Here is a 16,928-nt window from a genome sequence, read left to right on the forward strand (position 1 = left end):
CCGTGCTCTTGCGAACCTGTCCTAATGTACTAACTTTTCTGTCTTTTCCAATTCCTCAAAATATTTTCGTATAAGTTCCTGGTAATCTTTTGAATATCCCTGCTCCAATGCCTTCAGTAATTCTTCCTGCAATGGACTTTTACCTTCCAATGAATTCGGATCAATGTCGCTCGGACTGCGGCGACTCATGGAGGTGCCGGTTTCCGCCTTGCGCTTTTTCTCATAATCGCGCTCGTGCATGGATTTAGATGCATCGAGCAGGCGGGAGAGAATGCGTTCCTGCTTTTTCATCGTTTCAGGGTTCACATCGTTTTGTTCAAGATTTCTTACAACCTCGTTCATCTCTTCTGCAATTTTCTGAAGATCGCCTAACAATTTTTTCTGTTCGCCGCTCTGTTGGGCTTCGCGATTTAATTCTTCCAGAGATTTTTGAACCATCCCTTGTTCTCTCGCCAGACGCGCTGCCTCCGCAGCTTGCTGTTGAGACATCCCGCCCAATTGCTGCGTCTGCATGTTGATGGACATCTGCTGACCCGCCATTTTTTGTAGTTGCTGCATCAAACTTCCTGCGCCGCCGCCACCACCGCCCTGCATCATAGCCTGGAGTGCATTTTGTACCTGCATGGCAGCACGATTGAGAGCCGCCATGGATTGTCCTTGCTCCTGCGATGCCTGAGCGCCATTGCGCACATCGAGAGAGCGCATCGCATTGTTCATTTGTGCGAGCGCTTCACCAATTGCTTTTCCCATCTCCGGCGTTACCGCGAAGGATTTTTGCGACAGTTCACTCAGTCCTTTGATAACATTGTTCAGATCCTGCATTGCCTGCAGCTGATCTTGTGCATTCTGGCGAAGTTGAGGTGAATTCTGCGGTGCGTTTTGCGATTGTTGCTTCAGCGCTTCCTCGTCCTTCGAAAGCTCAAGCATGTTGCTGCTTGCTTTGCGCAGTTCATTCATCACATATTGCGATTGCTGTTGAAGCATTTGCTGCTGCATTTCATCCATCTGCTTGCTGAACTGCTGTAGCTGCTGACTGATCTCACTCTGCATTTGTTGTGCGGATTGCATGTTTCCTTTTTGCATCTGCTGGGATGCTTGCTGCATCTTCTGATCGAGCTGTTGTTTCTGCATCTGCTCTAACAGTTTCTGTAATTTATCCGCGGGCATTTCGGTAAAAAATTCCTCCATGCGCCGCTGCAGATCGGCTGCCTCGTGTTCCATCTCCTGTTCTTTTGTTGCAAGATCAGCTTGCTTTTTCGAGAGCTCCTGTTGTTTCTGCGGAGTGTTGGATGATTTTGAACTTTCTTCCTGCAATTCTTTCTCGGCCTGTTCCAACTCTTCCGCACGTTTCTTTACTTCATCCACCTTCTGTTCAATCTGAATGCGCTTGAGCAGATTCATCGTACGTTCAATGCTTTGGCGGAACCGTTCTTCAGAAAATGTCATATTCTGCATCGCCTGCTGAAGTTGTTCTTTGCTGATGTTCGGCATTTGCTGCTGCAACTGTTTGAACGCTTTCTGCAGTTCAGCTGCGTCGAGCTGTTGGAATAACTGCTGAAGCTCAAGATATTTTTCCATCGTTTCTTTGGAAAGTACGTTCTGCTGCTGCATCTGCTGTGTCATTTGTTCAAGCCGTGAATGCACATCATCCAATTTCTTCTGCACTTGCTGATACTGCTTTGCCATCTCCTCCATTTTCTTCTGTGTCTGCCAATCGGGATCTTTGTTCTTCTTTAAATCGCGATTGATAGATTCGATGTCGTCCTTCAATTTCTTTGCCTCTTCAAGCGACTGTTTCAAATCGTCCATCGAACGTTCGTGCTCTTTATCGACATCTGCAAAGACCTCGTCCAATGATGGAAGACGAAGAAGATAGAGATTACTCCGTCCGCTTTTCGGTCCTTTTACACCGTCGTTATCGAACACTTCCGCAAAATACTCGACGACATCCTCCGGGACAAGGGTAAGATTCGTAAGGTTCCATGTGAACGATAAATCGATCTGCCCCGATGTACCAGCGGAAAATGGAATGGGAGTAAACGTGTATTCCGTTCGCGCTTGTTCATATCGTGATTTTAATAAGCGATACCCAAGACGCATGCTTGAAAATCCATAATCATCTTTTGCCTGCAGATAAAGGTTCAACGACTGATCGCCCGCGATATCGATGTTGCGGCCCGGTTCGATGATAGCGACAGTGGGATTTTCATCCGGCACGGCTTTGATTTGGTACTGAACCGGTTCACTATTCAGCAATCCCTCTACGTTAACAACGGAAATATGGTAAGAGTTGTCAGCAAAGAGTAAAAATGATGCTGAGAACTTTTCTTCATGGATTATCGATGAAAGTTTTGTGTTATTTCCAAATTGAATAAACGCCTCCTTCAACGATGTGCTTGCCGTCCCGGAAATCGTAATGCGCGTTCCTGCAAGCGCCGTCACATCGCCGACAAATTCATCCATGGTCCTTGGTGAAATCTTGGTGTACGCCGGATAATCGAGCCTCACGTGGAATGACCGAATCAATGGCCGATCCAGCACTGTCAGTGTATAATGTTCGCTCTCGGCATCTGCAACTCGCACAAAATATTCTGTTGACGCGCGCACCGTTTGAAATGTCGTGTGGTATGTTCCGCTCGAATCCGGCTTCACTTTAATTTCATCATAATTGTCCTGTCCTTCCTGCTGCCGATAAATCGTGATATCGCTCAATCGCAGTGCAAAAGCCGGAAGAAGAGAGGTCACATTTACTCGAATAGCAAGATTCTCACCTTTAACGATTTCTTTATTACCGGGAGTAACTTCGAATGAATATTTTGGTGGAGGTGTAAACTCGCGCATAAAATGGATCAATCGATACGCTGCACCAGAGAAAGATGTCGGGAATAAGCACGCAGCCAGAAGTGAAACAACGGCACTCATCATCAGCCAGCGGCGATGCAGAGGAAGACGAGATGTGTCTACCGATTGTGTAAAATCGAGCGGCTGGATCTCTGCGGCAAAATCTTTCAGCGATTCATCAATCAACTCGGCTGAGTAAATCGTAGAATCGGATTCAGCATTTTTCGCGAGTTGCAGTGCATTGAGAAGCCGATCACGAATGGAAGGGAAAAATGCGCCAATGCGGGACGCTGTCGAATCTTCCGGAATTGATGGTAGCAAACCGATGAGCCGAAGAAATGGACGACCCATCATCCAACTGCTAGCGCCAAGGAACAAGAATACACACAGCACCGAAATAATCGTCCGTTCAACGCGGGAAAATTCAAAAAGTGTTTCAGTAACAATGACAATCGTTGCTGTTATGATAACACCGGTAAGGAACACAAGAGCATTCGACAAAAGATCAACACGGTTCTGTCTCCTGCTCACTCCTTGAAGTCGATGTTCAATGTCTGCTAATATAGAAGAAGAGTTTTTCAATGATCAATGAACAGTGATAAGTGATGAATGACAATTTACAGTGACAAGTGACTAGTGAACAATGAGCAACCTGCAATAATTAAAGAATATACAACTATCTTCAAGCTCAGAATTTCTAAATTATCCAATCATCAATCCCAAATCGGATGAATCTGTGTAATCTGTTATCTGTGGTAAATCTGCAGAATCTGCGTAATCATTGTAATCAATGGGTTAATACCCAGACAACGATATTCGTTCCGAAGCGCAATGCTTCTTGTCGTACTGGTTCAGGGTCTCCATGGATTTCCGGATCAGCCCAAGCATCACTGGGATTTGATTCATACGTATAATAGACGATCAAACGATCTTTGTAGAACAATCCAAATCCTTGGGGTGGTTTGCCATCGTGCTTATGCGTCTTTGGTACACCATTCGGGAAATTGAAATGGCAATTGTACAGGCCATAGCTGAAAGGCAGCTCAACTAATTCTTGATCTGGAAAGACCTTTCTCATTTCACGCCGAAAAGCTTTATCCATTCCATAATCATCATCTGCATAAAGAAATCCGCCCTGCATCAGATATGTGCGGAGACGCTGCACTTCATAATCAGAAAAGTTGATGTTGCCATGTCCGGTGATGTACAGGAATGGATAGGAAAAAAGTTTGTCACTGGAAAGATCGACAAATTCATACCGCGGATCGCAATCAATATTGGTGTTTTGCTGAACAAATTTTAAAAGATTCACTTCTTCCGATGGATCGTTGTACCAATCGCCGCCCCCGCTGTATTTCAGGCGCGCAATCCGGAATTGGCTTTCAATGCGAGGTTGTGCCTCGGCAGGAAAAACTGCGCACAAGAGCACTAAGCCCACGAGCCAATAAGTCACTGAACCATTCCATAATACTATTCTCAATTTTACCATCTGTGCAATCAACATAATCTCTAATCTGTGATAAATCAGTCTAATCTGTGTAATCATCACAATCTGTCCGTCTCGATTCATCGAGACGAGACCTCGTCCCAACAAAGTTGGGACGGGTAATCTGCGATAAATCAGTGTAATCTGTATAATCTACATAAGCATTAAATTCAATTTAGATAACAAGGGCAAGAGAAGCAATGAACGGTTTGAGATAAGGTATTTCTGTGGTTATATAGTCTCAAAAAACGCGTATCACTGTCCCTAGAAAGGAACAAAGAGAGAAGCAAAGTATTAAACCCAAGAAGCAAGAGTATCGATGGACAATTTGTTTAGTCCAAAAAGTGTACGAACAATCCATCGCGGAGTTTCGGTTCGAACCATGTCGATTTTGGTGGCATGAGTTCATCATCGTCGGCAATCGCCATCAATTCAGCTACAGAGGTTGGAAACATGCTGAAGGCAATTTTCATTTCTCCGGAATTGACACGCCGCTCCAATTCACCCAAGCCGCGGATACCGCCGACAAAATCGACTCGTTTATCAACACGCGGGTCTTTGATACCGAGGATCGGGTCGAGCACATGGTTCTGAAGGATTGAAACATCAAGCCGCAGAACTGGATCGTGTATGCTTTGCAGGGCGCTGGCGGCGGAAAGAGTATACCATCTGCCTTCAAAATACATACCGAAGTCGCCTTTCTTCGCCGGTTTCACCTGTGCAGATGCTTCAGCGACAGCGAAGTTTGGTCTCAACATTGCAAAGAATTCCTCTTGCGTCATACCGCATACATCTTTTACCAGCCGATTGTAATCCATAATGCGGAGCTGACTTGCAGGAAAATATACCGCCAGATAGAAATTATATTCCTCATCGCCGCGGTGATTGGGATTCGTCATTGCACGTTCTCTGCCAACTCTTGCCGCCGCTGCTGAACGATGATGCCCATCTGCAATATAGAGATTGGGAATTGTATTGAAGATGGAAGTAATTTTTGTAATGATTTTTTTGTCTTTTATTACCCAGCTTTGATGCCGGATACCGTCAAGAGCTGTATGATCATTCTCCGGCGGTTGATGAGTGACGCCCGCAACGATTTTGTTCACTTCGTCGTTGTCACGGTAGGTAAGAAATATCGGGCCAGAATGGGAATTAGTAACGCGAACATGATTGCAGCGGTCTTCTTCTTTGTCTTTTCGCGTCAACTCGTGCTTCTTAATCGTGTTGTTCCAATATTCATCCACCGACGCACAGCCAACAAGACCGTACTGAGTATGCTTGCCCATCGTTTGTGCATACACATACAGGCATGGTTCAGAATCTTGAACCAGAACCTTTTGGGAAATCAGTTTTTGGAGGTTCTCTTTTCCTTTTTCGTACACTTGCTCGTCATGAAGGTCGATACCCGGATCAAGATCGACCTCCGGCTTGCCGATGTGCAAAAACGATAATGGATGTCCCTTCACCTCTTCACGTGCTTCATCAGAGTTCAGTACGTCGTACGGTCTTGCTGCGACTTCGCCTGCGAATTCCGCTTTCGGCCGAAACGCTTTGAATGGTCGGATGGTTGCCATTATGTTCTGAATACTTAACCGATAGAATGCGATGGAAGAAATAAATGCCACGATCTATTATTGGTCGTGGCAGTATTTATAATTCATTAGAAAATCAGTTGCTTACGAATGTTGTTCCTGTGCGCTGAAAGCCTGCACGACCTTTTGTGCAATCTCGGCTCCTACGCGCGTCTGTGCTTCAACAGTCGAACCGCCGATGTGCGGAGATACGCTTACGCGCGGATGATTGATAAGAGCTTTCTGTGCATCCGTTGGTGGTTCGTTCATAAACACATCAAGGCCTGCACCTGCGACTTTACCGGAATTCAATGCTTCCAGCAAAGCGGCTTCGTCTACCACACCGCCGCGCGCGCAATTGATAATAACCACACCATTCTTCATCATCTCAAATTCCTTTTTCCCGATGATAGGTCCTTGCTTTTTGTCGTACGGCAAGTGAAGCGTGATGAAGTCAGCGTTGGCTAGTACCTTCTCTTTTGTTGTTATTTCAACAAAGAAATCCATTGGTGTGAAAGGCGGATCGTACGCCAGTACGTGCATGCCGAACGCCAATCCTCGCCGCGCAACTTCCTTGCCGATATTGCCGAGACCGAGGATACCGAGGTTCTTCTTGAAAAGTTCTATGCCTTCTCCGTATTCTTTCTTCGGCCATTTGCCTTGCCGCATTTCCATCGAACTGACATGCAGGAAACGCGATACGGCAAGCATATGTGCTAAGGCGAGTTCAGCAACGGAAATCGTTGATGCTGCAGGTGTGTTCAAAACTTTTATGCCTTTGCTCTCGGCAAAGGGCACATCGATATTGTCGAGACCGACACCGCCGCGCGCGATAACTTTAAGTTTTTTTCCTTCCGTAATAACTTCCTTTGTTACTTTTGTTGCGGATCGAACAATGATGCAGTCATAGTCGCCGACCTTTTTAAGCAATTCCTCTGGTGTCAGCTTGAGTTTATCTACCTTGTGACCAGCATCAGTAAGAATTTTTGCACCTTCTGGTGTGATTCCATCGGATACGAGAATGTTCATAGCACACTCCATAGGATTGTTATAGTTGTATTCCTAAGGCAATCATTCTGTCTGATTACCAAGAGTCGCGAATGCCAAAGGAGAGTTAACTTGGTGAACTATTTGCTTAGATAATACCAAAATTTTTTCTAACCAGCAACCATTCATGCTCATCGATTTTTATATATACTGCAGTAGTTGATTCTTCTATACCGTTGTAATTGATTACTGTCGTTCTGCAATAATGTTTAGGATTTCAACGGCGCATTTAAAAATATATCCCTTTTCCATTCTATGAATAATATTAAACGCGAGCCATGAATCTTTCTCAAGAAGCATATAGACAGTTAAAAGATTTTTTAGTATGTTAAAGCAAGTGTTCAACCTCCCAGATGTTTTTCGAAAAAATCAGAAAGGATTATACCTATGGCACGAGCTCATAATTTCTTTGCTGGACCGGCTGTTCTTCCTCTTTCCGTTATTGAAGAGACACGTGACGCTGTTATGGATTTTGCCAACATAGGCGTTTCGATAATGGAAATTAGTCACCGCGACAAAGCGTTTGAAAAAGTAGTCACCGAAGCCCAGGCAGATGCATTGAATATCATGGGGTTATCGGCAGATGAATATGCGGTAGTTTTTTTAGGGGGCGGTGCGAGCTTACAATTTGCTATGGTACCGGTGAACTTCCTCCAGAAGAAAGCCGACTATGTCAATACCGGCGAATGGGCGTCGAAAGCATTGAAGGAAGCGAAGATCCTTGGTGAAGCAGTAGAAGTAGCTTCTTCGAAAGCGACAAACTTTAATCAGATCCCGAAGGATATAAAATTCTCAGGCGATGCGGATTATGTTCACATCACAACGAATAATACTATATTTGGTTCTCAATGGAAAACAGATCCGGATGTCGGCAATGTCCCGTTGGTCTCGGATATGTCGTCCGATATGCTCGGCATTAAACGCAATTTTAAGAAATATAGCCTGATTTATGCCGGTGCTCAAAAAAATCTTGGACCATCCGGCGTTGCAATGGTGGTCATTAAAAAAGCATGGATGGAAGCAAAAGCAAAACAAAATTTACCATCGATGTTGAAATATAAAACACATGTTGATGCAGGCTCCCTCTATAATACTCCGCCGTGCCTGCCGATATTTGTTATCGGAAGAACGTTAAAATGGATTATAAAAGAAGGGGGATTGGAAGCTATCCAAGCCAGGAACGAAAAGAAAGCAAAACTGATTTATGATCTCTTCGATGCCTATCCTGCTTTTTACAAAGGCAATGTTGTGAACAAAGAAGATCGTTCGTTGATGAACGTAACGTTCAACTTACCAACGCCTGAATTAGAAGAGAAATTCATTGCAGAAGCCAAGCCGAAGAAGATGCTCGGTCTGAAAGGACATCGCTCAGTTGGCGGTATGCGCGCTTCTATTTACAACGCCTGCCCAATGGAATCTGTAGAATTGCTTGCAAAGTTTATGGAAGAATTCTACAAGGCGAATAAAGAATAAAACAACATCCTGAATTTGTCTCAGAATTCATATTAATAATACAAATGCCGTTGATCAGATATACGACCAACGGCATTTTGTTTTTATCAGAATATCCTTTTTACAACATTATAAAATGAACACACAAAACGTGTTCACTTTGTCATCAACATCTTCATTGTCTGGTTAAACGGCTTCGATCCATTTTGCGGAGTTGCTGTAAAACGCGCGAAATATATTCCGCTTGCCAGATGAGATCCATCAAAGCTCGCAGTGTACGTTCCCGCTTCTCTTGTACCATCAACCAAGGTTGCTGCTACCCGGCCTAACATATCATACACTCGTAGAGATACAACATATTGCATCCCTACGTCGGGTAATTGATAATTAATCACTGTTGTAGGATTAAAAGGATTGGGATAGCTACGAACAAGAATGGTCTCATTGTTCGTTTGTGTCAGAGTCTTTTCAGACAACCCCGGCTGTAGTGGATTTATCAAATGAGATTCTACTTTTGGAGCGTAAGTCCATAGTGCCTGTTGCACAGATGGATCATCATTGTACTTGTTTTTCAAGACCTCAGTAATTGTACCTAAGTCCTTTGCAGAACCGGATGAAGAAAATGCATTATAGAATTGATCAAGCAAAGCATATTTTTCATACTCTGTATTTGGATTTGATGAAACAACTTGAGATAAGAGACTCATTGCATCTGAGTGCCGAGAATTCTGAATGTATATCTGAGCTAACGCTAATTGGAGCAACGGATCCTTGCCGCCAAGTTTCTCGAGAAATTGCGTACAAGCATTAAGCAATTGTTTGTCCTGTCGTTCTCGGCAAAGAGCAATCATTGCAGGGCTTATGCATTTTGCATCCTCAATATTGTCTGTATTGGTTAACAATTTGCAAAGATTGTTTTTTGCTCCGTCATAATCTTGCTTTGCTCTCAAATCCATAATTGAACGTATCTGCGCTTTCAGGGTTCCATCTGCAGGAGTTCCTGAAGCTATCTTGGCTAAGGATAGTGTTTGTATCCCTTCTTCCGTTAATGCCGATGGCACAATCTTTGGCGCACCTCCCCCGGGATTATAAGTGAGAGCAGGATACCATTCAATGTAGGAGTTATTATATGTTTGGAACCAGTTAGGATCAGGAGTTGCCGATCCCCACCAATTGTTCTCAGCCATAACATCACTATATCCGCTGGCATATATACGGGCAGATGATGAGCCTGTGATATTATTATATCCATAATATGAATTATACTGTGATCCCACATAAGGATAAGAATAGCTGCCGGTATAAATTCCATACAATCCGCCCGTAATCAGATTATTTCCATAATAGGCAGCGAATCCAATTTTCCCAAAGCTCGGAGAGGCACAATAACTGCACGAGATGCCACCGAAGGAATTACTTGATAATGTGTTTCCATAGATGTTGCCGTTCGTATTGAAGAAAACTACCCCAAAGCCGCCGTTCGAGCTAACTGTGTCAGCATAAATCTCCGGAGAATCGGCATTTGAAAAATATATTCCATTTGTGTTATAGTTAACATTGTTAGTGATATTGCAATGGCGTATTGCAAAGCCAGTTGCCTCTATGACACTTACGGCTGATCCTCCGTAAGAGAGCACATTGCTCACATTGCAATATTCCATTACAGAGTTGTTTGCACCCGATCCATTCATGAAGATCCCGCTCCAAGTGGATGAAGGTGAAGTGCCGGTGAATGTAATACGTTGGGAAGAGGTGCCAACAGCGTGTAACACTCCATTTATTGTTAGGTTCGTTCCGCTTGCAAAACGCAATGTAGTTCCTGGTTGAATTGTAAGTGTTACACCGCTATTTACAGTGACGTTACTTGAAATATTCCAATCACCATAAGATAGTACTGTATTCTGATTAATAACATATTCGTTCAATCCTCTGTGGATATCAATTGAATAAACTCCGTTGTTGCAACTATTTATTTTGAAGCCAAAACCGGTAGTGGAACGATTCTTGCCTTGGTTGTTAGGGTTAGTCCACGGAGAAAACTTATCATTATACCCCAACCTGAAAGCATCCTTTCCATCTCCCTGATATCGTACATCCATTACTGGTAGCCCATTGATATTTTCTGTAAAATGGATTGAAGCCGGTGTTTTTGGTACTCCACCCCATATCCATGGAATAAATTCCAGATCATGATAACCCGTTTGTCTGTCTGAGCCTAGGTTTTTATATACAGGTAGATTCCCGGATCCCCAAGGATTTGGGACTTGTTGATTTACTATCCAATCGTATCTACCATCTGCAGGAATCATTCTAAAATTTGCTGAAGATGGATTATCATTAGATGATGATGGTGTAGTAGCATCTTTCCGTAATACATATAAACCCGGTTCTATATTGCCAAACGCACGCGTAGTTTCCCAATATGATGTTGCCTGATGGTTCTCAATATAGAAGTATTGTCCTGTAGAAGGATCTACTTCCAATGCATAAGCGTCGCCGGTCGACACATAATCTCTCAACGTCATATTGGGATAAGTTTGCAACGAGCCAGCTTGAATTATTTGCAGGGTTATCCAACCCAATCTACTACGCTCAAAAGAATTTGCCACCATGCTTTTGATACCGAATGAAGAAAGCATTCCCCAAAAACCAAAACCGCAATGATAATCATTATGCCCTAAAAGATAATGAGCCACTTCATGAACTACTATACGGAATCTCGACTGATATCCATAAAAAGCAAGATCTCTTATAGTAACACCAGATCCATAATCATTAGCGTATATTTTCCTTGAACCACCATCAACTTCGAAATAATTATAATCGAAATTAGAAGTGAAACCTAAACTTCCATAATCATTGTCAAAGTTCAACGATATTTTTATATCAGACTCATTAGGGAGTTCTTTTGCAATATTTCTCCAGACAAAGATTATCATATCAACTTTTCCGTCAGGTATATTATTTTTATCCGAATTCCAGTTGTCAAATTCGGCAAAATCCCAAGATGCATCAAGTTGTTGCAGTATTTCCTTTTGGATATCCCATCTTTTCTTTATTGGACTTTGGCTTAAGTACCATTGCCTCGAATGCGGAGCAGTTGCAGAAACTGTTTTTCCAATTAATTTAAAATTATTAAACGACATATCATTGAAATAATGAGTAAGAGATCCTTGCGTCGGACTGCTTGTCCAAGTTTGGTTTATCCAATTTCCCATACTTGCAGGAGCTTGACCCTTTACCCAAGTGGCGTTGTTTATATCGTATGTATCATCTGGGAATTGAGCAAAAACAATTAACACATTAACTGTTCCTATAGAAGGAAGGATATTGCCATAAGGTGGTGGAATTGATGGTGGCGAAATAAGACAATGCATTGATTCCTCTTGTGCAAAAACAACAATGCAGTATACAACTGAAACAAAGAATGTTTGAAATAAGATTTTTTTCATGGTAGTGCCTTTTCATACTAGTTTTGAAAAATTATTTGATATACAGCATTTTCTTCGAAAACATTGTATTTCCAGTTGTCAACTTATAAATGTAGACACCACTTGCCAAATCGCGGGCATCGAATGTAATTTTATAGCTGCCTTTTTGCTGGCGTTCTTTTACTAATGTTTTCACCTCCTCTCCTAACAAATTGTAAACTATTAATATTATGTTGCTACTAGTTCTCAAATCGTATTCTATTGTAGTGATTGGATTAAATGGATTTGGATAATTCTGATGGAGTTCAAAATCTGCTATTACTATTTTCGGTTGATCATTTACTGAAGTTATGGTACCTAAAGTATCCCCATTAATAATGCAGCCCAAAAGAATTCTTTCAGGTCCACTTTCAACATCATACTCGTAATATTCACCAATGCCACTTACAAGCAGAACATATCTTTCGAATACTGCACTTTCTGTAATAACAGTATCCCCTGGTTGCGGCCGGTAATAGCCTACTTCTTTAACGTACCTATCTTTCCCAAAAATAAAGGATTGATAAACATTATCTACTCGCGCTATTGTTCTTGGCGCATCAGGAATAAATGTCCATGTTTCTCCTGAATCAGCAGCCAGCTTGTAAAAACAATATAGCACGGTATCAAGTACTGGATGCATCAAATACACATTGTAAGATGTATCTATCATACGATCTGCTTTATTTAAGGAATAGTAATACAGATATTTATTACCTTTGCTATCGATCGAATCACGAATAATTTTAGTTTTTTGAAGACCGGACTGTGTGTCATATTCCCATGCATTCCCAACAGAAGAAGGAAAGTAACTTGCAGGGTCAGGCTCTTGTGCATTGAGATTCGCAGTTATAAATACAAATAATGCAATGAACTTTTTCATTGTTTTTCCGTTTTCTTATTTGCAATAAATCATTTTCTTTGAATTAACTTTATCTCCGACAATAAAGGTATGAATGTTCATTACACCGTTGAAAATGTGTAAATATTTGACACTGGAAATAGTATTCAGCAATAATAAACCCATCATCAAACGATTGTTTTTATCCTTTATAGGATTATTTTTCCTGATCTTTTGAGAACTTTCTGAAGGGTTCTGATATCCCTGTGTGTTCATTAAGCCCGATCCCTTCTTCTATCCACGTAAGAATAGAATTCAAAAAACATCAGCCTCTCATGTGGTAAACTCCCATTGCCTCACTACCGCAACTACCGAGAGATTAATGAAAGTTGTTCGTTCTGTCAAGATTTATTTTGCCATTATTTGTGTCGTATTTTAACAAGTGATCTGTCACAGATTTGGCTACAGGGATTAGCGTTGTTTTTCCTTTTTGTTTCTCTTAATTGACTTTCAAGAATTTTCCCGTACCTTCTTCCACAACAAATTTCCCACCACATTCACGGGGTGCTTTATGGATAAAGAACTTATTTCCAACGGAAAGAAGAAATTATTAAAGCCCGAGACTCTGATGATGGGCTACGGCTACAAACCGGAATGGTCGGAAGGAGCAGTGAAATGCCCGATTTTTCAGACCTCCACCTTTGTATTTGAAAACGCAAAAGATGGAAAAGAATTTTTCGAGATGGCTCATGGCGTGCGTGAACCAGGCAAACACGGCGCTGGACTCATCTACAGTCGAATCAACAATCCCGATCTGGAAATTCTCGAAGACCGACTCACAGTATGGGATGAAGCTGAAGCATGTGCTGTGTTTGACAGCGGAATGGCTGCAATCAGCACGGCAGTGCTTGAGCTGCTGAAGCCGGGAGACGTCCTCTTGAGCAGCAAACCGATCTATGGCGGCACTGAACACCTTTTTGAAACCGTACTGACAAAATTCGGTATCAAGACATTAGAATTTGGCGTTCATCATACAAAGCAGCAGATCATTGAGATGGTGAAACAGGCAGGTGCCGCAGATAAGCTTCGGATGATCTTCTTTGAAACACCTGCAAATCCAACAAACTGCCTGATTGATATTGATATGTGTGTTGATATTGCAAAGCATTTTTCAACAACGGAACGCAAAGTTTTTACCGCGCTGGATAATACATTTCTCGGGCCTGTCTTCCAACATCCCATCAAGCATGGCATTGACCTTGTTCTCTATTCGGCAACAAAGTATATCGGCGGCCATAGTGATGTCGTAGCCGGTGCCTGCCTCGGCTCCAAAGAGCTCATCAACCGCATTAAATCGCTGCGCGTTGCTCTCGGTTCCATGGCAAGTCCATTGACAGGCTGGCTGCTCATGCGCAGTCTCGAGACCCTCAAAATGCGCATGACCACCGCCGCACTGAGCGCAGAAGAAATTGCCGAATGGTTGACGAAACATCCCAAAGTGGAGAAAGTGTTGTATCTTGGTCTCTTGAAAGAGGGCGATCCGCAATATGCCATCTATAAAAAACAATGCCTCTCTCCTGGAGCAATGATCAGTTTTATTATCAAGGGCGATGAACAAGCGTCGTTCCGATTTCTTGATTCGCTCAAGATGATAAAGCTTGCAGTCAGTCTTGGCGGGACGGAATCGCTTGCCGAACATCCGGCTGCAATGACACATTCAGCAGTGGAACCGCAAAAACGCAAAGAGTTTGGAATAACAGATAACCTCGTTCGTCTTTCGGTAGGTGTCGAAGCAGTGGAAGATATTATATGGGATTTGGATCAGGCATTGGCACAAATATAATTAGATATCAAAACCTTACATTTCAGGGGCGTCACGGCCATACCGTGAAGCATACCTTCATGTATAACTTTGTTTCAGTCACGAAATCCTGCCCGACTGCTGACGCAGTCACGCAGGCGGGAATTCGTGACTGCCAAGATAAATGGTACAATTGCTATGAACTTCGAAAAATATTTTTCCCCTTTTCGCAGGAACATTGTCGGGCTTCGGCAGACATTTAAGTCACCTTACGGCAGAAAACAAATTGTCTATGCAGACTGGACTGCCAGTGGAAGACTGTATGCTCCCATCGAAGAGAAAATACAAAATACATTCGGCCCGTTTGTCGGCAACACTCATACAGAAACAAACATCACAGGAACAATGATGACACAGGCGTATCATCAAGCGCATGAAATCATCAAAAGGCATGTCAATGCAGGTCCGAAAGATGCCCTGTTGAATGTCGGATTCGGCATGACCGCCGCGTTGGTTAAGTTTCAAAGGATGTTAGGTTTGAAATATCCGGATCAGCTTGAACAGTTTGTTTCCATCCCTTCCGAGAAAAAACCGGTCGTCTTCGTGACGCACATGGAACATCATTCCAATCATACGTCGTGGTATGAAACCATTGCGGATGTTTGTGTCATTCCACCGACAAAAGAAGGGCTCGTCGATGTTGAACGTTTACAGGAATTACTTCGCGAGTATAAAAATCGTCCATTAAAAATTGGCTCGTTTACCGCTTGTTCCAACGTTACCGGTATCCAAACGCCGTATCATCAGCTTGCAAAAATTATGCACGAACACGCCGGCGTTTGTTTTATAGATTTTGCTGCATCTGCACCGTATGTAAATATCAACATGCATCCTGCCGACCCAATGGAACGGTTGGATGCGATTTTCTTCTCACCGCATAAATTTTTAGGAGGCCCTGGTTCGTCCGGCGTGATGGTATTCGATTCAGAGCTCTATCATCTAAAATCCCCCGATCAACCCGGCGGCGGTACTATTCTTTGGACAAATCCATGGGGAAAATACCGCTATAAACCTGATATCGAAGAACGCGAAGACGGCGGCACACCGGGATTCTTACAGGCAATTCGGTCCGCGCTTGCCGTAGAATTAAAGGAACACATGGTTGTGAAACATATGCTCAAACGTGAGGAAGAAATTGTTCCTGCGCTTCTCAATGAAATGCGTACAATCCCGGATCTTAAAATTCTTGCGGACAACATCGATCATCGGCTTGGGATTATTTCTTTCTACTTTAATGATATTCACTATAATCTTGTTGTAAAAATTTTAAACGACCGATTCGGTATACAAATGCGCGGGGGGTGTCTGTGTGCCGGCACCTACGGACATTATTTACTTCATGTCGATCAACCGCATTCCAATGCCATTACGAAGCGAATTGATCATGGCGATCTTTCAACGAAACCGGGATGGGTACGATTGTCTCTTCATCCAACAACAACAAATGATGAAGTGGCTTACATCATTGATGCATTACGATCGTTGCAAAAAAATATCGGGAAGTGGGAAAAAGATTACAAATACAATGTACACAACAATGAATTCTCGCATAAGAGATTTAAGGAGTCCAATCTGAAAACTGTTCGGCAGTGGTTCGAATTATAGTATCCTGATGCAATCACGAATTCTTGCACGTCCGGCAGGCGCGTTTTTAGATTCTCTACTTTAGATTCCGAAACAAGTTCGAATGACATACTCTTTATGTCACCCTGAACTTGTTTCAGGGTCTAAAGAATGGATGATGATCGCGACAGAATCGGGACGGCTTGACTTTGGAATGAAGATATGAAAACCGGTTATGTGTACTTTATGAGCAACTTCAAGCGGACAACATTCTATATCGGAGTCACAAGTGATCTTGCATGCAGAGTCTATCAACATCGAGTAGGAGAAGTAGAAGGATTTACTAAAAGATATCGTTTGAAATATCTTGTTTACTAAGAAGACGCTGGAACAATGAGTGATGCTATTGCTCGTGAAAAACAATTGAAGAATTGGCATCGAGAATGGAAAATCAATTTGATAAAATCAATGAACCCAGAAATGAAGGATTTAAGTAACGAGGTTCTTGGAGAAGGAGAAACAGATGCTGAACCGACTTAGACGGGACAGAATATCAAATCCATTGTCACCCCGAGAACCTGCCCTGGAAGAGAAAAAACCTCATGATAGAAGTACCAGAACTTGTAGGGTAACCACTCATTGAATTATACCCGTCATTTACTATTAGGACATTTGTCCGGTTACTTTATTTTGATGTTTTTTATCTTTTTTCATTTTAACGGACGGTGTTTTCTCCGGGACATAAACCTTTAACTCCGGATGAAAGTCTTTCACGAGACGTAAGTATTGACGATTG

The 16,928-nt window shown here is 42.6% G+C and carries 11 protein-coding genes; 5 read left to right on the forward strand and 6 right to left on the reverse strand.

Annotation, left to right across the window (positions count from 1 at the left end; translation table 11 throughout):
- Positions 1-21 precede the first annotated feature (21 nt).
- The 4 genes from NTX44_06295 to NTX44_06310 form a co-directional block, all read right to left on the reverse strand.
- Complete coding sequence (locus tag NTX44_06295; GenBank protein ID MCX6121212.1) at positions 22-3,423, reverse strand: hypothetical protein; 3,402 nt, start codon at positions 3,421-3,423, stop codon at positions 22-24.
- A gap of 205 nt (positions 3,424-3,628) precedes the next feature.
- Positions 3,629-4,411 (reverse strand): DUF4159 domain-containing protein, encoded by a 783-nt coding sequence (locus NTX44_06300; protein ID MCX6121213.1) that lies wholly within the window; start codon positions 4,409-4,411, stop codon positions 3,629-3,631.
- Positions 4,412-4,659: 248 nt separating this feature from the next.
- Complete coding sequence (locus NTX44_06305; GenBank protein ID MCX6121214.1) at positions 4,660-5,901, reverse strand: DUF1015 family protein; 1,242 nt, start codon at positions 5,899-5,901, stop codon at positions 4,660-4,662.
- A gap of 102 nt (positions 5,902-6,003) precedes the next feature.
- Positions 6,004-6,927, reverse strand: coding sequence for a D-2-hydroxyacid dehydrogenase (locus NTX44_06310; GenBank protein MCX6121215.1), 924 nt, complete (start codon positions 6,925-6,927; stop codon positions 6,004-6,006).
- Positions 6,928-7,332: 405 nt separating this feature from the next.
- Between NTX44_06310 and serC the strand changes: the two genes are divergently transcribed.
- Positions 7,333-8,418 carry a 3-phosphoserine/phosphohydroxythreonine transaminase gene (serC, locus tag NTX44_06315; protein MCX6121216.1) on the forward strand — a complete coding sequence of 362 codons (1,086 nt, stop codon included), beginning with the start codon at positions 7,333-7,335 and terminating at the stop codon, positions 8,416-8,418.
- A gap of 134 nt (positions 8,419-8,552) precedes the next feature.
- On the opposite strand, the gene NTX44_06320 is transcribed toward serC, so the two are convergent.
- Both NTX44_06320 and NTX44_06325 read right to left on the reverse strand, forming a co-directional pair.
- Positions 8,553-11,849, reverse strand: coding sequence for a T9SS type A sorting domain-containing protein (locus NTX44_06320; GenBank protein MCX6121217.1), 3,297 nt, complete (start codon positions 11,847-11,849; stop codon positions 8,553-8,555).
- Between the two features lie 31 nt (positions 11,850-11,880).
- Positions 11,881-12,750, reverse strand: a complete 870-nt coding sequence (locus NTX44_06325; GenBank protein MCX6121218.1) for a T9SS type A sorting domain-containing protein — start codon at positions 12,748-12,750, stop codon at positions 11,881-11,883.
- Positions 12,751-13,279: 529 nt separating this feature from the next.
- Here NTX44_06325 and NTX44_06330 point away from each other — a divergent pair.
- The 4 genes from NTX44_06330 to NTX44_06345 all read left to right on the forward strand — a co-directional run bounded on the left by NTX44_06330 (position 13,280) and on the right by NTX44_06345 (position 16,672).
- The gene (locus NTX44_06330) at positions 13,280-14,551 is read left to right on the forward strand and encodes a cystathionine gamma-synthase family protein (protein MCX6121219.1); all 1,272 of its coding nucleotides are present in this window, start codon (positions 13,280-13,282) and stop codon (positions 14,549-14,551) included.
- A gap of 126 nt (positions 14,552-14,677) precedes the next feature.
- Entirely contained in the window at positions 14,678-16,174 is a 1,497-nt protein-coding gene (locus NTX44_06335) for an aminotransferase class V-fold PLP-dependent enzyme (GenBank protein MCX6121220.1), read from the forward strand.
- A gap of 180 nt (positions 16,175-16,354) precedes the next feature.
- A complete protein-coding gene (locus NTX44_06340) occupies positions 16,355-16,510 on the forward strand; it encodes a GIY-YIG nuclease family protein (GenBank protein ID MCX6121221.1) in 156 nt (51 codons plus the stop codon).
- Positions 16,511-16,525: 15 nt separating this feature from the next.
- Positions 16,526-16,672, forward strand: coding sequence for a hypothetical protein (locus NTX44_06345; GenBank protein ID MCX6121222.1), 147 nt, complete (start codon positions 16,526-16,528; stop codon positions 16,670-16,672).
- Positions 16,673-16,928: the final 256 nt, after the last annotated feature.

The sequence above is a fragment of the Ignavibacteriales bacterium genome (assembly GCA_026390575.1).
Lineage (GTDB): Bacteria > Bacteroidota > Ignavibacteria > UBA10030 > UBA10030 > Fen-1298.